Below are 18,177 nucleotides of genomic sequence, written 5' to 3'. Positions count from 1 at the left end.
CCCTGCGACAACTTTTTTGACGCCTTCCGGGCTTTTTTACTGCTCATTTTGAAACCAATAGCTGGACAATAGGCAATTCACCGCTCGCTTGCAAGCCAGTAACCGCGCGGCGTAGCACGATTCGCTAACGCCTGATGCAAGCGAGTTTATAAAGGCATTATAATTGATACTGTTACGTCTTTTTATGCCATTTACCATCATCACCTTTTTGGTAATCATTTTTAACCGCGGCCCACGCCACCTTATGTGCAGTCTCTTCTCGGGTGGCATCGTCACGGCGGTCAGATTTGTCTTTATACTGTTCCCAGGCGCTGTTGAAAGCTTCTTTATAAATGTCCTGAGCATGGGCTGGCAGAACGTGCTGCACGCTGTCAGGCAGATCGCTTTTAGATTTATAGGGCATTGTGAACTCCTCTTTTTAGGCTAAACCTTAAGTGTGGTTAACAATGCGGCGAGACGCCAATAATGGACATTTTTAGAAATTTTCTTTACCTAACCTTCTGTTAATTAAACAGTCTATAAACAAGAAATTGGTTTTTGGCCGCTTTAAGAGGGAAAACAGGTGATGTAGTAAAATTTCGTAAAATGTCACCTATAAAACCACGTTTTCTGTTATTTTTTACATTCTTTAATACTTTTTATAATTATAAATACCTGCAGAGATGGAGAATTAATTCAATGACACAAGCACATGAGGCGGTAAAAACCCGCCACAAGGAGACCTCTCTCGTCTTCCCGATTTTGGCGCTGGTAGTACTGTTCTTCTGGGGGAGCAGTCAGTCACTACCAGTGGTCATCGGTATTAATGCGCTGGCCCTTATTGGTATATTAAGCAGCGCATTCAGCGTTGTCCGTCATGCGGACGTATTAGCGCATCGACTTGGCGAACCCTACGGGTCGCTGATCCTCAGTTTGTCCGTTGTTATTCTTGAAGTCAGCTTAATCTCCGCATTAATGGCAACCGGCGATGCCGCACCTACGCTCATGCGCGATACGCTGTATTCAATCATTATGATCGTAACCGGGGGTCTGGTCGGTTTTTCATTACTGTTAGGTGGCCGTAAATTTGCCACTCAGTATATGAACCTATTTGGTATTAAGCAGTATTTAATCGCCCTGTTCCCACTGGCCATTATTGTACTGGTATTCCCGATGGCGTTGCCGGGGGCAAATTTCACTACCGCGCAGGCGCTGTTGGTGGCGTTAATTTCTGCGGCGATGTACGGCGTATTTTTGCTGATTCAAACTAAAACGCACCAAAGTCTGTTCATTTACGAGCATGAAGACGAGGGTGACGACGATGACCCGCATCACGGTAAGCCGTCAGCGCACAGCAATCTGTGGCACGCCGCCTGGCTTATCATTCATCTGATCGCTGTTATCGCCGTGACCAAGATGAACGCCAGCCCGCTTGAGACCTTGCTGACTGAACTGAATGCGCCAGTCGCATTTACGGGTTTCCTGGTCGCGTTACTGATCCTCTCGCCTGAAGGACTGGGCGCACTGAAAGCGGTTCTGAGCAATCAGGTACAGCGGGCAATGAATTTATTCTTCGGTTCGGTGTTAGCCACAATTTCGCTGACCGTACCGGTGGTGACGCTGATTGCATGGGCAACCGGGAATGATTTGATGTTTGCGCTGGGGGCGCCAGAGATGATTGTGATGGTTTCATCACTGGTTCTGTGTCAGATCTCTTTCTCCACCGGACGCACCAATGTGCTTAACGGTGCAGCGCATCTGGCACTGTTTATCGCCTATCTGATGACAATATTTGCCTGAGTATTATTTTAGACGTACCCCACGGTCCTCTTCAGGGCCGTTTTCTTTTCTGTCGATATAACACAATCGATGGCGCGTCTGGTGCCTGACGACGACCTTGACACCCTTTTCAAATAGCAGGCCGGAGGGAAATTCCGGCCTGTCACACTCTCTTAGTTCTCGGTATCCAGCTCGTCGAAGCTTTTCACCAGGTCATCAATCGCTTTAATCTGCGTCAGGAACTGTTCAAGCTTCGCCAGCGGCAGCGCGGATGGGCCATCGCATTTCGCATTGGCTGGATCCGGATGCGCTTCAATAAACAGACCTGCCAGACCAACGGCCATACCGGCACGCGCCAGTTCGGTAACCTGCGCACGACGACCGCCGCTTGCTGCGCCAAACGGATCGCGGCACTGCAGCGCATGAGTAACGTCAAAAATCACCGGTGAGTTGCCGGAGACTTTCTTCATCACGCTGAAGCCCAGCATGTCCACAACCAGGTTGTCATAACCAAAGTTCGCACCACGGTCACACAGAATAACCTTATCGTTGCCGCCTTCATGGAATTTATCCACGATGTTGCCCATCTGAGCCGGGCTGATGAACTGCGGTTTCTTCACGTTGATAACGGCACCGGTTTTCGCCATTGCTTCCACCAGATCGGTCTGACGAGCAAGGAATGCCGGAAGCTGAATCACATCCACCACATCAGCAACAGGCTGTGCCTGGCTGGCTTCGTGAACGTCGGTGATCACTTTTACGCCAAAAGTCTGTTTCAGTTCCTGGAAGATTTTCATCCCTTCTTCAAGGCCCGGTCCACGGTAAGAGTGGATGGAAGAACGGTTGGCTTTATCAAAGGAGGCTTTAAACACGTAAGGGATACCCAGCTTTTGAGTAACGGTTACGTAGTGCTCACAAATGCGCATCGCCAGATCGCGGGATTCCAGCACGTTCATTCCGCCAAACAGCACGAACGGCAGGTCATTTGCCACGTTGATGTCGCCAATGCTAACCACTTTTTGTTTCATAGGATCGCCTTAAACGGTAGGTAAAGTGTGATTAATCAATGCAATACAATTTGTTTGTGCGAAATAGTATTAATTTGCGCACGAATCATTTCGCTGATCGGGTCTTCCGGACACTGTTCAACGAAATAACTTAAATCTGTCAGCGCAACATGTTCGCACTCGAGCTGCGCGTATATTAAACCACGATCGCGAATTTCATACGGATCTTCAGGATTAAACTGCAATAGTGCTTCACTGGCACGCAGCGCCAGCTCCATTTGCCGCTCTTCCATCAGTGATGATTTCAGCGTGTCGAGCAGTTTGCGGATCACTTCCGCGTTATCCGCCTCATCCAGGTCTTCGTTAAACAGCTCCGCGACCGGGCTGATATTCCCCTTCAACCACACTTCCAGCGTGTGCTCATTTAACGTTTCGCCATTGAATGGATTGATTAGCCACATTTCGCCATCGAGCGACTCAATACGAAGGATCAGTTGCGTCGGGAAAATCACCGGTACCAGCGGCAGCTCCAGTCTGTTGGCAATCCACAATAAGATTGCCCCCAGAGACACGGCGCTGCCCTGCCGATTTTTCAGTACCTGGTCAAGCCAGAGTGCATCAGAAAGACGATAGACGCCGTGGGTATCCGTAAATCCCCATTCGCCGTAAAAAAGTGCCAGCAGTTTTTCCAGTTGCTCATCCTGAGACAGGAGCTGGCTAATTTCTTCTTGCGCCAGACTGACCAGACGTTCCAGTTCGTCGTAGACAGTTTGTGTTGGAAAATCCAGACGGATAGACTCCGACGCCAGGATCATCCCATCACACAATGGCGCTTTATTAAATTCGAAATCAGCTAACGACCTCATGCTTACCCCAGTAACGGTATTTTTGTGGTGGCGAGTTTAATGATGATGTACAGCACCACCAGCGCCGGCGGAAATGCGACTAATCGCGCCTGCTGACTGCGCGCCCGACGATAATCGAGCGCAATAAAACCCAAAACGATGTAAATGATAACCCCAAACAGCTTTTCAGTCAGCCATGTCCCGTGCTCAGTGAATGGCAGGATGTGCGCTTTAACCATTAGCGCCACGCCGCTGAGTAATAAAACGGTATCCACAACCGGTGGCACAATGCGCGTCCAGCGTGCGCAGGCAAGACGCGAGTCGGTGTAACGCCACCAAAAACGCAGCGTCAGCAAGCCAACGGAAAGCGCAATACTGATGAGATGAATGTTGAGTAACACACTGAAGGTACTCATGATGGGGTGCGTCCAAGCGTAATTCGCTCGTTGCCGCCATAATCACGGCAGGTTTCAACCGTCTGGTAACCCGCACGAGTAAAGACGTCCCGGACGGCCTGCCCCTGCTGCCAGCCATGTTCCAGCAACAGATAGCCGCCGGGCGTTAACACGCGCTGAGACTGGTCAATGATATGCACAATATCCGCCAGCCCCCGATCGCCCGCCACCAGTGCCGACAGAGGTTCAAAGCGTACATCGCCTTGCGCCAGGTGCGGATCCTGTTCGTCGATATACGGCGGATTACTGACAATCATGTCAAACTGCTGTCCCTGCAAAGCGCTGAACCAGTTGCTTTGCAGCACGCAAACATTGTCGATGCCCAGATGCTGTTTGTTGCGAGTGGCCAGCGCAACAGCATCCGGCATGCGGTCAACCGCCGTTACCGCGCAATCCGGACGTTCGGTTGCCAATGCCAGCGCAATGGCGCCCGTGCCGGTTCCCAAATCGAGAATGCGGCACGCTGACGCCGGCAGGCGAGCCAGCGCCTGTTCCACCAGACACTCAGTATCCGGACGAGGGATAAGCGTAGCCGGAGACACAAACAGCGGCAGCGACCAGAACTCCCGCACGCCGGTTAAATGCGCCACCGGCTCACCCCGCTGACGGCGCTCCAGTAATGTGTCGAGCTGTTGACGCTGCGCCTCGGTTAATACCGTTTCACCAAAAGCCAAAATAAAGGTGCGTCCCTTACCGGTAACAAACTCGAGCAAAATCTCGGCGTCACGGCGCGGGCTTTCACTTGCCTGTAATTGGCTTATCGCTTCACGCAGCCAGTGCTGATAATCCATTAATCCTGCTCGGACAACGCCGCCAGTTGGTCGGCCTGGTATTCCTGGACAATTGGCTCAATGAGCATATCCAGTTTGCCTTCCATCGCTTCATCCAGACGGTAGAGCGTCAGGTTAATGCGGTGATCGGTCACGCGACCCTGCGGGAAGTTATAGGTACGGTTGCGATCGCTGCGATCGCCACTGCCCAACAGATTGCGACGCTCAGAGGCTTCGGCCTGTTGACGTCTTGCCACTTCGGCGGCACGAATTCGCGCCCCCAGCACCGACATCGCTTTCGCTTTGTTTTTATGCTGCGAACGTTCGTCCTGGCATTCCACTACGATACCGGTCGGCAAGTGGGTAATACGGATTGCGGAGTCGGTGGTGTTAACGTGCTGCCCCCCTGCGCCTGATGAGCGGAAGGTATCAATACGCAGATCGGCCGGGTTGATGTCCGGCAGTTCGGCATCTGGTAGTTCCGGCATGACCGCGACCGTACAGGCAGAAGTGTGAATACGGCCCTGTGACTCCGTCGCAGGTACGCGCTGCACACGATGCCCACCGGACTCAAATTTCAGTCGACCGTACACGCCTTCGCCGCTAATTTTGGCAATGACTTCTTTAAACCCGCCATGTTCGCCTTCGCTGGCGCTCATGATCTCTACCCGCCAGCGACGCGATTCAGCGTAACGGCTGTACATGCGGAACAGATCGCCGGCAAACAGCGCGGCCTCATCACCACCGGTTCCCGCACGCACTTCGAGGAAGGCGTTACGTTCGTCATCAGGATCTTTAGGCAACAGCAGAACCTGCAGATGTTGCTCCAGCTGCTCGCATTTATCTTTTGCTTCACGCAGTTCATCCTGCGCCATTTCACGCATTTCAGGATCGTCGAGCATCATCTGAGCCGTCTCGATATCTTCCTGAACCTGTTGCCAGTCCGTAAAACAGCGAGATACATCGCTTAATTGCGCATATTCGCGCGACAGTGCACGAAAGCGTTCCTGGTCTGCGATAGTACCCGCATCCCCGAGCAGCGCCTGAACTTCTTCATGGCGTTCATGCAGGGCTTCCAGTTTGGCAACGATAGAAGGCTTCATAGGCGTAAATGCACCCTGTAAAAAATAAGATTGGTGTGCTGCTACTCCAGCCCGAGGCTGTCGCGCAGAATATTCAGGCGTTCACTATCCCCGTCACGGGCGGCCTGTTGAAGTGATTTGGTTGGTGCATGGATCAAGCGGTTGGTCAGTTTCCAGGCCAGATCCTGCATAATGGCTTGCGCATCACCACCCTGTTGAAGAGCGGCCAACGCTTTGGCAGTCAGTTCATCACGGATCTGTTCTGACTGACTGCGATACTCGCGGATAGTTTCACTTGCGCCCTGAGCGCGTAGCCAGGCCATAAATTCGCTGGTTTCCTGCGCCACAATGGTTTCGGCTTCCACGGCCGCCGCTTTGCGCTGGGCCAGGTTATGCGAAATGATGCTTTGCAGGTCGTCAACGCTGTACAGATAGGCGTTGGACAACTTACCCACTTCCGGCTCGACATCGCGCGGTACGGCGATATCCACCAGCAGCATAGGTTGATTACGGCGATTTTTAAGCGCGCGCTCCACCATTCCTTTGCCGATAATCGGCAGCGGGCTGGCGGTAGAACTGATAATAATATCGGCATCCTGTAAACGCGCGTCGATATCACTCAGCGAAATCACTTCGGCGCCGACTTCATCCGCCAGCACCTGCGCACGCTCGCGGGTACGGTTGGCGATGATCATCTTCTTCACTTGATGCTCACGCAGGTGGCGCGCCACCAGCTCAATGGTTTCGCCTGCGCCCACTAACAGCACGGTCACCGTGGAGAGCGATTCAAATATTTGCCGCGCCAGCGTACAGGCGGCAAAAGCCACGGACACGGCGCTGGCACCGATGTCTGTTTCTGTACGTACACGTTTAGCGACAGAGAATGATTTCTGGAACATGCGCTCCAGCGCACTGGCGTTCAGGTGACCTTTTTGCGAATCCGCAAAAGCTTTTTTCACCTGCCCCAGAATCTGCGGTTCACCAAGCACCAGCGAATCCAGACCGCTGGCAACACGCATCAAATGACTGACGGCGTCGTTGTCCTGGTGCCAGTACAGGCTATTGCGCAAGTCTTCTTCATTAAGATTATGGTAATCGCACAGCCAGCGAACCAGCGCTTCTTGCAGGTTATCCTGCTCTTCAACGCTGAGATACAGTTCCGTACGGTTACACGTCGACAGCACCACCCCGCCCTGCACCATTGGCTGCGCAAGCAGGCTGTCCAGCGCCTGATCGAGCGTATCCGGCGAAAACGTTACGCGTTCTCGCAGCGATACAGGTGCCGTTTTATGGTTAATACCAAGCGCTAAAAGGGTCATGTGTGCGGGAATAGTACCAGCGTTGATAAGGTTAGACTGGGTGCATCATACAGGATGCGTGCGGTCAATAAAAGAGACTGCCCCCTTTTGGAGTAATAGCTTACTGCACAAATTTGAGCGATTTAAGATAACTTGAACGTAGACGATGTATGATGGCGGCGCTAGCATTAAGAGTTATAACTGCAACGTATCTCAAGGATTTGTCATCATTATGACCCTGCCTGATTTTCGCCTGATTCGCCTGCTGCCGCTCGCGGCCCTGGCTCTTACCGCCTGTACGCTCAATGCGCCGAAAGGTCCCGGCAAAAGCCCTGACTCTCCACAGTGGCGCCAGCACCAGCAGGAAGTACGCGCCCTGAACCAATATCAGACGCGCGGTGCGTTTGCGTATATTTCCGATCAACAGAAAGTCTATGCCCGCTTTTTCTGGCAACAAACCGGACAGGATCGCTACCGTCTCCTGCTGACCAATCCCCTGGGCAGCACTGAACTGGAACTCAATGCCCAGCCGGGCAACGTCGAACTTGTCGATAACAAAGGCAAGCACTACACCGCTGACGACGCCGAAGAGATGATTGGTAAGCTGACCGGCATGCCTATTCCATTGAACAGCCTGCGCCAGTGGATCCTTGGCCTGCCGGGAGACGCCAGCGATTACAAACTCGACGACCAGTATCGTCTGAGTGAAGTGAACTACAGCAAAGACGGTAAAAACTGGAAAGTGGTCTATAGCGCCTACGACAGCAAAATTAAGCCTGCGATGCCGGCAAACATGGAACTGTCCGACGGCGATCAGCGTATTAAGCTGAAAATGGATAACTGGGCTGTGAAATGATGACCCACTGGCCCTCTCCGGCAAAACTGAATCTGTTTTTATACATCACCGGGCAGCGTGCGGACGGTTATCACACTTTGCAAACGCTATTCCAGTTTCTTGATTATGGCGACACGTTAGGTATTGCGCTGCGTGGCGACGGCGAAATCCGCCTGTTAACGCCGGTGGAAGGCGTTGCACATGAAGACAATCTCATTGTCCGTGCGGCGCGCTTGCTGATGAAGGCGGCGTCTGAAAGCGATCGCCTTCCCAAAGGGAGTGGCGCCGATATCAGTATCGAAAAACGCCTGCCGATGGGCGGCGGTCTTGGCGGAGGTTCGTCTAATGCAGCTACCGTCCTGGTGGCGCTGAATCACCTTTGGCAGTGCGGACTTTCGGTTGATGAACTGGCAGGACTCGGCTTAACGCTGGGGGCGGACGTTCCCGTATTCGTGCGCGGCCATGCGGCCTTTGCCGAAGGCGTAGGTGAAATTCTGACGCCGGTCGAGCCAGAGGAAAAATGGTATCTGGTCGCCCACCCGGGAGTCAGTATTCCGACGCCGGTGATTTTTAAAGATCCCGACCTCCCGCGCAACACGCCAAAAAGGTCAATAAAAACGTTACTAAAATGTGAATTCAGCAATGATTGCGAGGTTATCGCAAGAAAACGTTTTCGCGAGGTTGATGCGGCGCTTTCCTGGCTGTTAGAATACGCGCCGTCGCGCCTGACTGGTACAGGGGCTTGTGTCTTTGCTGAATTTGACACTGAGTCTCGTGCTCGCCAGGTTCTTGAGCAAGCCCCGGAATGGCTCAAAGGCTTTGTGGCGAAAGGTGTCAACCTCTCCCCATTGCACAGAGCGTTACTCTAAATCGTTCGGGTTTCAGGAAGATGGCGAAATATGCCAGCACACATGAAACGTGAAAGATGACGAGTAAGCCGGGCAAGCTGAGTTGCGGTGACAACGTCACCCTGTTCCAGACGTTGCATCGCGCTCTTTAATACACCGCATGGAGAGGATACTGCCTGGCCCGCACAGTTTTCGGCAGATTCTTTCCACCAATGGACGCATGCCTGAGGTTCTTCTCGTGCCTGATATGAAGCTTTTTGCTGGTAACGCCACCCCGGAACTAGCACAACGTATTGCCAACCGCCTGTACACTTCACTCGGCGACGCCGCTGTAGGTCGCTTTAGCGACGGCGAAGTCAGCGTACAAATTAATGAAAATGTACGCGGTGGTGATATTTTCATCATCCAGTCCACTTGTGCCCCTACTAACGACAACCTGATGGAATTGGTCGTTATGGTTGATGCGCTGCGCCGTGCTTCCGCAGGCCGTATCACCGCCGTTATTCCTTACTTCGGCTATGCACGTCAGGATCGTCGCGTACGTTCCGCTCGTGTACCGATTACTGCTAAAGTCGTCGCTGATTTCCTGTCCAGCGTTGGCGTTGACCGCGTCCTCACCGTTGACCTGCATGCTGAACAGATCCAGGGCTTCTTTGACGTACCGGTTGATAACGTATTCGGTAGCCCGATCCTGTTAGAAGACATGCTGCAGCTGAATCTGGACAACCCGATTGTGGTTTCTCCGGACATCGGTGGCGTCGTGCGTGCCCGCGCTATCGCTAAACTGCTGAACGATACCGACATGGCTATCATCGACAAACGACGCCCGCGCGCGAACGTTTCTCAGGTGATGCACATTATTGGTGACGTTGCAGGTCGTGACTGCGTGCTGGTTGATGATATGATCGATACCGGCGGTACGCTGTGTAAAGCAGCAGAAGCACTGAAAGAACGTGGTGCAAAACGCGTATTTGCTTACGCTACCCACCCGATCTTCTCAGGTAATGCGGCAAACAACCTGCGCAATTCAGTGATTGATGAAGTCGTTGTCTGTGACACTATTCCACTGACTGACGAAATCAAAGCACTGCCAAACGTGCGTACATTGACCCTGTCGGGTATGCTGGCCGAAGCGATTCGTCGTATCAGCAACGAAGAATCCATCTCTGCTATGTTCGAGCATTAATCGAGCCCGGCTCAAAAACCCGCTGCGGCGGGTTTTTTTATCTGCAACATCTATTTGTATGACTTATGCCTCCTTCACCTGCCATTTAGTTGACAGATGATGCGCTCATGGATGAAACATTATTGTGAACAGATTATTTTCCTCACATGTGATGCCTTTCCGCGCCCTCATCGACGCTTGTTGGAAAGAAAAATATACCGCTTCTCGCTTTACCCGCGACCTGATCGCCGGGATAACCGTTGGGATCATTGCCATTCCGCTGGCGATGGCCCTGGCAATAGGCAGTGGCGTGGCGCCGCAGTACGGCTTGTATACCTCAGCCGTGGCTGGGATTGTTATCGCCCTTACCGGGGGTTCACGTTTTAGCGTATCTGGACCAACCGCCGCCTTCGTGGTGATTCTGTATCCGGTGTCGCAACAGTTTGGGCTGGCAGGCCTGCTGGTCGCAACGCTAATGTCCGGGATATTCCTGATCCTTTTCGGCCTCGCCCGTTTTGGTCGCCTGATCGAATATATCCCGGTATCCGTTACGTTAGGTTTTACATCGGGTATTGGTATCACCATCGGTACCATGCAGATTAAAGATTTTCTCGGTCTGCAAATGGCCCATGTCCCGGAGCACTACCTGCAAAAGGTCGGCGCGCTGTTTATGGCCCTGCCAACCCTCAACGTTGGCGATGCCGCAATTGGCGTGGTGACGCTGGGGATCCTGATTTTCTGGCCGCGTCTGGGGATCCGACTGCCGGGCCACCTTCCTGCGCTGCTGGCAGGCTGTGCGGTAATGGGGATTGTGAACCTGACCGGCGGCCATGTCGCCACCATCGGTTCTCAGTTCCACTACATTCTGGCTGATGGCTCGCAGGGTAACGGTATCCCGCAGTTGCTGCCGCAACTGGTATTACCGTGGGACATGCCGGAGTCAAACTTTACCCTAAGCTGGAGTTCGTTACAGGCGCTGTTACCGGCCGCCTTCTCCATGGCGATGCTCGGGGCGATTGAATCTCTACTGTGCGCCGTCGTGCTCGATGGGATGACCGGCACCAAGCATAAAGCCAACAGTGAGCTGATTGGCCAGGGCCTGGGTAACATCGTGGCACCGTTCTTCGGTGGTATCACCGCCACGGCGGCAATTGCCCGTTCTGCGGCAAACGTCCGCGCCGGGGCGACCTCACCAATTTCAGCGGTCATCCACGCGATTCTGGTGATCCTTGCCCTGCTGGTGCTTGCGCCGCTGCTTTCCTGGTTACCGCTTTCCGCCATGGCCGCCCTGCTGCTGATGGTGGCATGGAACATGAGTGAAGCGCATAAAGTGGTGGATCTGCTGCGTCATGCGCCAAAAGACGACATCATTGTCATGCTTATGTGTATGTCGCTGACGGTGCTATTCGACATGGTGATCGCCATCAGCGTCGGTATCGTTCTCGCCTCCCTGCTGTTTATGCGTCGTATCGCGCGCATGACGCGTCTGGCGCCGGTCAACGTAGACGTACCTGACGATGTGTTGGTGCTGCGCGTTATTGGCCCACTTTTCTTTGCCGCTGCGGAGGGATTATTTACCGATCTCGAATCGCGTATTGCAGGTAAACGTATTGTGGTCTTGAAGTGGGACGCGGTCCCGGTACTGGATGCCGGTGGTCTGGACGCTTTCCAGCGTTTTGTAAAACGCCTCCCGGAAGGGTGTGAACTGCGGATCAGTAATCTGGAATTCCAGCCGTTACGTACCATGGCGCGCGCGGGCATTCAGCCGATTGCCGGACGCCTGACGTTCTTCCCGAATAAAGACGCCGCACTGGCAGATATCAACTGACGTGTAGCCCAGCCAGGCGAAGCGCCGCCGGACTACAAATGACAGGCAAAAAAATGGCTCCCGTGTGTGGGAGCCATTTTTATAATCAGCTTATTGCTTACGCGTTCAGCAGTTGCTCAGCTGTCGCTTTCACGCTTGCCAGCAGGACTTTGACATCCTCCAGACACACCGTTGGGTTCAGTAGCGTCAGCTTCAGGCAGGTTACGCCATCTGCTTCGGTCACGCCCACATTGGCGCTACCAGAAGCCAGCAGAACGTCGCCAATACGCTGGTTCAACAGCGCAACGAACGCCATGTCGTCACTGTGCGGACGGAAACGGAACAGCACGCTTGCCAGCTGCGGCTCCATCACCAGTTCCAGATGCGGCTGAGTTTTCACAAACGCAGCCACATCACGCGCCAGCGTTACGCCGTTATCAATGATTTCGGCATACTGCTTTTTGCCCAGCGCTTCGAGCCCCATCCACAGCTTCAGTGCGTCAAAACGGCGCGTGGTCTGCAGCGATTTCGACACCAGATTCGGTACGCCCGCCTCTTCATCAAAATCAGAGTTCAGGTACGCCGCCTGGTAACGCATCAGCTCGTAATGACGCGCGTCTTTCAGCAGGAACGCGCCGCAGCTGATGGTCTGGAAGAACTGTTTGTGGAAGTCCAGCGTCACGGAATCCGCCAGTTCAAGGCCGTTCAGGAAGTGACGATACTGCTCAGAAAGCAGTAACGCCCCGCCCCATGCTGCATCCACATGCATCCAGATCTGGTGTTCTGCCGCCAGCGCCGCAATGTCCGCTAACGGATCGATTGCGCCCGCATCGGTAGTACCAGCAGTGGCGACAATCGCCATCACCTGTTCGCCGTTGGCTTTCGCCTGGGCCAGCTTGTCTTTCAGGTCAGCCAGCTCCATGCGTGAGAACGCATCGGTCTTCACCTGGGTGACGGAACGGTAACCCAGCCCCATCAGCGCCATGTTCTTCTGCACAGAGAAGTGCGCGCTTTCAGAGCAAAATACTTTGATTTTGCTCAGGTCGCCGGTCAGACCATTCTGCTGAATGGAATGCCCCTGGCGGGCAAAGAAGGCGTCGCGCGCCAGCATCAGGCCCATCAGGTTGCTTTGGGTGCCGCCGCTAGTGAACACGCCCGCGTCGCCTGCCGCATAGCCCACCTGCTCACGCAACCATTCGATCAGTTTGATCTCAATGATGGTCGCCGACGGGCTCTGATCCCAGGAGTCCATACTCTGGTTGGTGGCGTTGATCAACACTTCTGCCGCCTGGCTAATCACCAGGCTCGGGCAGTGCAGGTGCGCCACGCACTGCGCATGGTGAACCAACAAGCTGTCTTTCAGAAAGTATTCAACCGCACGCTCAATAGCGGCCTGGTTGCCCAGGCCCTGAGACGTAAAATTCAGGTTGATACGTTCGCGCAGTTGCTCAACGGTTTTGCCCTGATACATCTCAGGCTGCTTCAACCATTCAACGACCGCTTGCGTACTCTGCTCGATCGCGTCCTGGTAGGCAGCAATGCTTTGTGCCGAGCCGGACAGAATCGGATTTACGTCTGACATTCGATCCAACTCCGTTTAAACCGGCTTCACGCCAGCGCCCAGTAGGGCATTTTCGAATTTATCGAGGAAAATCTCCAGCTCTGCGTTGGTGATCAACAGAGACGGCAGCAGACGCAGTACACAACCGTTACGGCCGCCACGCTCAAGAATCAGGCCGTTTTCGAAACATTTTTTCTGCAGCAGCGCGGAAAGCTCGCCATCGGCCGGGTAGCAGCCCATGTGATCCTGCGCTTCGTTCGGCTTAACGATTTCCAGACCAATCATCAGGCCCAGACCACGTACCTGGCCGATAACCGGGTAACGTTTCTGCAGGTCAGTCAGTTTGCCTTTCAGCCACTCGCCCTGGGCAGCAACTTTATCGGCAATCTTGTCGTCTTTGAGGATTTTCAGCGTTGTCAGACCGGTCGCCATCGCCAGTTGGTTGCCGCGGAAGGTGCCAGTGTGATGGCCCGGAGCCCACGCATCGAACTGCTTTTTAATGCCCAGTACCGCCAGTGGCAGACCGCCGCCAACCGCTTTGGACATCACGATGATATCCGGCTCAATACCGGCGTGTTCGAAGGCGAACAGTTTACCCGTGCGCGCGAAGCCAGCCTGCACTTCATCGATAATCAGCAGAATGCCGTGTTCCTGGGTCACTTTACGAATACGCTGCAGCCACTCGATCGGAGCCGGGTTTACCCCGCCTTCGCCCTGCACCGCTTCGAGGATCACGGCAGCCGGTTTACGCACGCCGCTCTCAACGTCGTTGATCAGGTTTTCGAAGTAGTAGGTCAATGCTTTGACGCCAGCGTCACCGCCGATACCCAGCGGGCAACGGTACTGATGCGGATACGGCATAAACTGCACTTCCGCCATCATGTTGCTGACGGCTTCTTTCGGCGACAGGTTGCCGGTCACGGACAGCGCGCCGTGGGTCATCCCGTGGTAGCCACCGGAGAAGCTGATGATGCTGGAACGGCCGGTAACTTTCTTCGCCAGCTTCAGCGCCGCTTCAACGGCATCGGCACCGGACGGCCCGGTGAACTGCAGGCAATACTCTTTGCCCTGGCCCGGTAATAAAGAAAGTAAATACGATGAGAATTCATCTTTTAACGGTGTGGTAAGGTCAAGCGTATGTAACGGTAAGCCGCTTGTGATGACACTTTGAATGCTCTGCAGCACTTCAGGATGATTATGACCAAGCGCCAGGGTTCCGGCACCTGCCAGGCAATCAAGATATTGATTATTTTCTACGTCAGTAATCCAGACGCCCTGCGCTTTAGCAATCGCTAATGGCAGTTTACGTGGATAGCTGCGGACATTAGATTCAAACTCAGCCTGTCTTGCTAAAAAGGTATCATTGCTCTGTGGTAATGAATTAGCACTTAAAGTATCAATACGGACTTTATCCGTCATCATATCACTCCTACAACCAGGTGTAGATTAACGCCTGATTGAATAAATGGTTATAAGGGTTACCTGTAAAAAAGCGCGGCTAATATATGTTGTTTTAGCCCTGGACTCAATCATTTATTTTTCAACACATTTAGCGGGTGTTTTTTCTTTATAATTCAAAGTGTAACAGCCACCCTTCATTACGAAATCCTAAAGAAATATATCTATTTAATTAACAATTACCGTAGCCAATTGCAACGCATACGATGTTATAAAAACCATGTAATTTTCATGTTTTTATTATTTTTTTACACGTTTTTACCATTAATAATGTACGCGTTTTCTTGTTACGACATGATTTTTCACTTATTTGTCGATAAATCGAATAAAAAAGTCGATCCCTAAATATAAATCACTTAGTATGGCGCGCTTATTTGCAGGCTATGTAAATAAAATTAATGCGCAGCACCCGGTAACGCGTACAGGCGACACGCGTTTTCGACAACAGGAATTCCCTGGGTTGTCAGCAGAAATGTTCGCGGGCGGACATTTCGTAAGGCGAACACCGTTTCCCCTTATGCCGAGAATGAAAATTTTCTAGCCATACTTTTATGGCGCCCTGATATGAGATTGTTATGACTCGCATTTATCCACCATCCGTCGTTGCCAAATTTGGCGGCACCAGCGTCGCTGATTTTGATGCGATGAACCGAAGCGCCAGCATTGTCCTTGCTGATCAAGATGTCCGTTTAGTCGTACTGTCTGCTTCAGCAGGCGTTACAAACTTACTGGTCGAGCTTTCTGAAGGTCTGGAAACGCATCAACAATTAGATAAGCTTGAGACCTTACGCGCCATCCAATACAACATTATTTCCCGCCTGAAGCAGCCGTCCGTTATCAGCACGGAAATCGATAATCTTCTCAACAACATCCGCCATCTTGCACAAACGGCGACCGTTTCACCGTCTGATGCGCTAAGCGATGAATTGGTCAGTCACGGCGAGCTGATGTCCTCTTTACTGTTTACTGAAGTCTTACGTGAACGGCATGCCGAGGCCGGGTGGTTTGACGCCCGCAGCGTGATGCGTACCAACTCGAGTTTCGGCTGCGCCGAACCCGAACTCAGTACCCTGCACCACCTGGTGGAGACTCACCTGCGCCCTCGTCTTGAGCAAGCGATTATGGTGACCCAGGGGTTTATCGGCCGGGATGCCGCAGGGCATACCACTACGCTGGGACGCGGTGGTAGTGATTACACGGCGACGCTTCTCGGTGAGGCGCTTCACGCCGCACGCGTGGACATCTGGACCGATGTCGCAGGGATCTACACCACCGATCCGCGCATTGCGCCGCGGGCCAAACGGATTGACCACATCTCATTTTCCGAGGCCAGCGATATGGCCGCCTTCGGTGCGAAGGTCCTCCACCCGGCTGCGCTGCTTCCGGCAATGCGTAAAAGCATTCCGGTCTTTGTTGGCTCAAGTAAGGATACGGCTGCCGGTGGTACGCTGGTGCATAACACCACCGACAACCCACCTCGCTATCGTGCGCTTGCCGTGCGCCGTAAACAGACGCTGTTGCGATTACATAGTCTGGAGACACAACCGTCCGGTTCTTTCCTGGCGCAGTCCTTCGCCATTTTAGCTCGCCACGCGGTCACGGTGGATTTGGTTACAACTTCAGAGAACAGTATTGCGCTGGCGCTGGACGCGACTCACGCAACCTCAGGTGAAGATCATATACTGACCAGCGCATTGTTTACCGCATTGTCCTCCCACTGTCGTGTGGAAGTGGAAACCGGACTGGCATTGGTGACTTTGGTGGGGAATCGGCTGACTCAGGCGGCGGGAGTTTGCAAAGACGTTTTTGCCTGGCTTGAAGGGCAAACGGTGCGAATGATTTGCCACGGAGCGTCAAATGACAACCTGTGTTTCCTGTTGCCCGCTGAAGACGCGGATAGCGCGGTTAAAACGTTACATTATCGGTTATTCGAATAACGTTTCTTATATTCCGCAGCGAATATAAAAGTGCGTTCTATGCAAGGATAATGAACAAGCAGAGTCCTGGTTTTTCAACCAGGACTTTGTATTCAAACCGCAGCCCTCTCTGCCGGGAAACGATTTAGTTATGACGATGAGTGGTATCACCGCGACGACAGCGTTTGTCATAATGGCGTACCCACCAGTAACGGTCACTGATTTGCTCGTGCCCGCCCACTCTGGCTCCCGCCAACCACAGAACACCACCTACAAAAATACTGAGCACGGCACCATGTGCGAAAAACTGTGGCAGATTAAATTGCGGCAATTGGTTTAAAATAGAGTAACCAACCCCCCCCACCATCACCACCAACCCTAAAGCCATGAGCACGTTACCGAGTAACGAAGCGTTTTTGCGTTTCATGTGTCACCTCCGGAACTTTGGGTTGCTACAGGGAATACCCCTAATCCTTATGTGTAAAGTATAGACAACACTGCCGTTCGCAAGTGCGGGAGCGATCACAATTACAAACACTCGCGCAACAAAACTTTACAAATAAGCTACTGAACATACTCAATTTCTAATAGTCCATTTGTGCAATTATTCAGTTTTTGGCGATTAGAACGCAGTTTTTTGTCAAGAGCAGCGTCAGACAGTAAACTACACGTCGTTTATGGAAACACTCAGGACAAAACACGTGACGATTAAATTGATTGTCGGCCTGGCGAACCCCGGCGCAGAGTATGCGGCAACGCGACATAACGCAGGCGCATGGTATGTCGATTTACTGGCAGAGAGATTACGCGCGCCCCTGCGTGATGAGCCGAAATTCTTCGGCTACACCTCCAGAGTAACGCTCGAAGGGGAAGATGTCCGTTTGCTGGTACCGACCACATTTATGAATCTCAGCGGCAAGGCAGTGAGTGCGATGGCCAGTTTTTATCGTATCAACCCCGATGAAATTTTGGTCGCGCACGACGAATTAGACCTGCCGCCTGGCGTGGCAAAATTTAAGCTCGGTGGCGGTCATGGCGGACATAATGGCCTGAAAGACATCATCAGCAAGTTGGGCAATAACCCCAACTTTCATCGTTTACGCGTGGGAATTGGTCATCCGGGTGATAAAAACAAAGTTGTCGGATTTGTTTTAGGCAAACCGCCTGTTTCAGAACAGAAGTTAATTGATGAAGCAATTGACGAAGCGGCACGTTGTACCGAGATTTTATTCAAAGATGGCCTGACCAAGGCAACGAGCCGGTTACACACCTTTAAAGCGCAATAAGCAGCGATGTGCGGCATTTTTCTCGCGTGCTGTGTATAATAGGCAGAGTTATTTACTTTTCTACAATCTGTTTTCCATAACAGGTT

At 52.7% G+C, this 18,177-nt stretch carries 17 protein-coding genes; 7 read left to right on the top strand and 10 right to left on the bottom strand.

Annotated features, from left to right (window positions below):
• Positions 1–172 precede the first annotated feature (172 nt).
• Complete coding sequence (chaB, locus tag HVZ52_RS10095) at positions 173–403, bottom strand: putative cation transport regulator ChaB (RefSeq protein WP_016153288.1); 231 nt, start codon at positions 401–403, stop codon at positions 173–175.
• A gap of 275 nt (positions 404–678) precedes the next feature.
• On the opposite strand from chaB, the gene chaA reads away from it, so the two are divergent.
• Complete coding sequence (gene chaA / locus HVZ52_RS10090) at positions 679–1,779, top strand: sodium-potassium/proton antiporter ChaA (protein ID WP_016153289.1); 1,101 nt, start codon at positions 679–681, stop codon at positions 1,777–1,779.
• A 152-nt stretch (positions 1,780–1,931) separates the two neighbouring features.
• Here chaA and kdsA read toward each other — a convergent pair whose 3' ends face one another.
• From kdsA to hemA, 6 genes are read right to left on the bottom strand one after another with little or no spacing between them, the layout of a single operon-like run.
• Positions 1,932–2,786: a 3-deoxy-8-phosphooctulonate synthase gene (kdsA, locus tag HVZ52_RS10085; RefSeq protein WP_016156739.1), complete on the bottom strand. Its 855-nt coding sequence runs from the start codon at positions 2,784–2,786 to the stop codon at positions 1,932–1,934.
• A gap of 35 nt (positions 2,787–2,821) precedes the next feature.
• Entirely contained in the window at positions 2,822–3,631 is an 810-nt protein-coding gene (gene sirB1, locus HVZ52_RS10080) for an invasion regulator SirB1 (RefSeq protein WP_003020775.1), read from the bottom strand.
• A gap of 2 nt (positions 3,632–3,633) precedes the next feature.
• Positions 3,634–4,026, bottom strand: a complete 393-nt coding sequence (sirB2, locus tag HVZ52_RS10075) for an invasion regulator SirB2 (protein WP_181599196.1) — start codon at positions 4,024–4,026, stop codon at positions 3,634–3,636.
• The gene (prmC, locus tag HVZ52_RS10070) at positions 4,023–4,856 is read right to left on the bottom strand and encodes a peptide chain release factor N(5)-glutamine methyltransferase (RefSeq protein ID WP_181599195.1); all 834 of its coding nucleotides are present in this window, start codon (positions 4,854–4,856) and stop codon (positions 4,023–4,025) included. Before prmC ends, sirB2 begins: the two co-directional genes overlap by 4 nt.
• A complete protein-coding gene (gene prfA / locus HVZ52_RS10065) occupies positions 4,856–5,938 on the bottom strand; it encodes a peptide chain release factor 1 (RefSeq protein ID WP_016153293.1) in 1,083 nt (360 codons plus the stop codon). Before prfA ends, prmC begins: the two co-directional genes overlap by 1 nt.
• Before the next feature lie 41 nt (positions 5,939–5,979).
• A complete protein-coding gene (gene hemA, locus HVZ52_RS10060) occupies positions 5,980–7,236 on the bottom strand; it encodes a glutamyl-tRNA reductase (protein WP_016153294.1) in 1,257 nt (418 codons plus the stop codon).
• 211 nt (positions 7,237–7,447) lie between these two features.
• Between hemA and lolB the strand changes: the two genes are divergently transcribed.
• The 4 genes from lolB to dauA all read left to right on the top strand — a co-directional run bounded on the left by lolB (position 7,448) and on the right by dauA (position 11,891).
• Positions 7,448–8,071, top strand: coding sequence for a lipoprotein insertase outer membrane protein LolB (gene lolB, locus HVZ52_RS10055; protein WP_181599194.1), 624 nt, complete (start codon positions 7,448–7,450; stop codon positions 8,069–8,071).
• Complete coding sequence (gene ispE, locus HVZ52_RS10050) at positions 8,068–8,919, top strand: 4-(cytidine 5'-diphospho)-2-C-methyl-D-erythritol kinase (RefSeq protein ID WP_047498056.1); 852 nt, start codon at positions 8,068–8,070, stop codon at positions 8,917–8,919. The genes lolB and ispE overlap by 4 nt, the downstream gene beginning before the upstream one ends.
• Positions 8,920–9,136: 217 nt before the next feature.
• A complete protein-coding gene (gene prs, locus HVZ52_RS10045; protein ID WP_001518537.1) occupies positions 9,137–10,084 on the top strand; it encodes a ribose-phosphate diphosphokinase in 948 nt (315 codons plus the stop codon).
• Between the two features lie 151 nt (positions 10,085–10,235).
• Complete coding sequence (gene dauA / locus HVZ52_RS10040; RefSeq protein WP_233592884.1) at positions 10,236–11,891, top strand: C4-dicarboxylic acid transporter DauA; 1,656 nt, start codon at positions 10,236–10,238, stop codon at positions 11,889–11,891.
• 97 nt (positions 11,892–11,988) lie between these two features.
• Here the strand turns inward: dauA and HVZ52_RS10035 are convergent, their stop codons facing one another.
• Positions 11,989–13,452 carry an aspartate aminotransferase family protein gene (locus HVZ52_RS10035; RefSeq protein WP_181599192.1) on the bottom strand — a complete coding sequence of 488 codons (1,464 nt, stop codon included), beginning with the start codon at positions 13,450–13,452 and terminating at the stop codon, positions 11,989–11,991.
• A gap of 15 nt (positions 13,453–13,467) precedes the next feature.
• Positions 13,468–14,853: a diaminobutyrate--2-oxoglutarate transaminase gene (locus HVZ52_RS10030; RefSeq protein WP_019076946.1), complete on the bottom strand. Its 1,386-nt coding sequence runs from the start codon at positions 14,851–14,853 to the stop codon at positions 13,468–13,470.
• Between the two features lie 611 nt (positions 14,854–15,464).
• Between HVZ52_RS10030 and lysC the strand changes: the two genes are divergently transcribed.
• Positions 15,465–16,826: a lysine-sensitive aspartokinase 3 gene (gene lysC / locus HVZ52_RS10025; protein WP_181599191.1), complete on the top strand. Its 1,362-nt coding sequence runs from the start codon at positions 15,465–15,467 to the stop codon at positions 16,824–16,826.
• A 124-nt stretch (positions 16,827–16,950) separates the two neighbouring features.
• Here lysC and ychH read toward each other — a convergent pair whose 3' ends face one another.
• Positions 16,951–17,232 carry a stress-induced protein YchH gene (ychH, locus tag HVZ52_RS10020; protein ID WP_016153301.1) on the bottom strand — a complete coding sequence of 94 codons (282 nt, stop codon included), beginning with the start codon at positions 17,230–17,232 and terminating at the stop codon, positions 16,951–16,953.
• Positions 17,233–17,506: 274 nt separating this feature from the next.
• Between ychH and pth the strand changes: the two genes are divergently transcribed.
• Entirely contained in the window at positions 17,507–18,091 is a 585-nt protein-coding gene (gene pth / locus HVZ52_RS10015) for an aminoacyl-tRNA hydrolase (RefSeq protein WP_046275292.1), read from the top strand.
• Positions 18,092–18,177: the final 86 nt, after the last annotated feature.

This window comes from Citrobacter sp. RHB36-C18, from assembly GCF_013814485.1.
In the GTDB taxonomy this organism is placed as follows: Bacteria; Pseudomonadota; Gammaproteobacteria; order Enterobacterales; family Enterobacteriaceae; genus Citrobacter; species Citrobacter braakii.
The sequence above is the reverse complement of the archived record's forward strand: the minus strand, read 5'-3'. Positions and strand labels throughout refer to the sequence as shown.

What these genes read in the sequence shown, in the direction of transcription:
- chaA (WP_016153289.1), top strand. Translation starts at nt 679, where the DNA reads ATGACACAAGCACATGAGGCGGTAAAAACCCGCCACAAGGAGACCTCT.
- dauA (WP_233592884.1), top strand. Translation starts at nt 10,236, where the DNA reads ATGCCTTTCCGCGCCCTCATCGACGCTTGTTGGAAAGAAAAATATACC.
- lysC (WP_181599191.1), top strand. Translation starts at nt 15,465, where the DNA reads ATGACTCGCATTTATCCACCATCCGTCGTTGCCAAATTTGGCGGCACC.
- hemA (WP_016153294.1), bottom strand. Translation starts at nt 7,236, where the DNA reads ATGACCCTTTTAGCGCTTGGTATTAACCATAAAACGGCACCTGTATCG.
- HVZ52_RS10035 (WP_181599192.1), bottom strand. Translation starts at nt 13,452, where the DNA reads ATGTCAGACGTAAATCCGATTCTGTCCGGCTCGGCACAAAGCATTGCT.
- ychH (WP_016153301.1), bottom strand. Translation starts at nt 17,232, where the DNA reads ATGAAACGCAAAAACGCTTCGTTACTCGGTAACGTGCTCATGGCTTTA.
- prfA (WP_016153293.1), bottom strand. Translation starts at nt 5,938, where the DNA reads ATGAAGCCTTCTATCGTTGCCAAACTGGAAGCCCTGCATGAACGCCAT.
- sirB2 (WP_181599196.1), bottom strand. Translation starts at nt 4,026, where the DNA reads ATGAGTACCTTCAGTGTGTTACTCAACATTCATCTCATCAGTATTGCG.
- prmC (WP_181599195.1), bottom strand. Translation starts at nt 4,856, where the DNA reads ATGGATTATCAGCACTGGCTGCGTGAAGCGATAAGCCAATTACAGGCA.
- ispE (WP_047498056.1), top strand. Translation starts at nt 8,068, where the DNA reads ATGATGACCCACTGGCCCTCTCCGGCAAAACTGAATCTGTTTTTATAC.
- lolB (WP_181599194.1), top strand. Translation starts at nt 7,448, where the DNA reads ATGACCCTGCCTGATTTTCGCCTGATTCGCCTGCTGCCGCTCGCGGCC.
- chaB (WP_016153288.1), bottom strand. Translation starts at nt 403, where the DNA reads ATGCCCTATAAATCTAAAAGCGATCTGCCTGACAGCGTGCAGCACGTT.
- sirB1 (WP_003020775.1), bottom strand. Translation starts at nt 3,631, where the DNA reads ATGAGGTCGTTAGCTGATTTCGAATTTAATAAAGCGCCATTGTGTGAT.
- kdsA (WP_016156739.1), bottom strand. Translation starts at nt 2,786, where the DNA reads ATGAAACAAAAAGTGGTTAGCATTGGCGACATCAACGTGGCAAATGAC.
- HVZ52_RS10030 (WP_019076946.1), bottom strand. Translation starts at nt 14,853, where the DNA reads ATGATGACGGATAAAGTCCGTATTGATACTTTAAGTGCTAATTCATTA.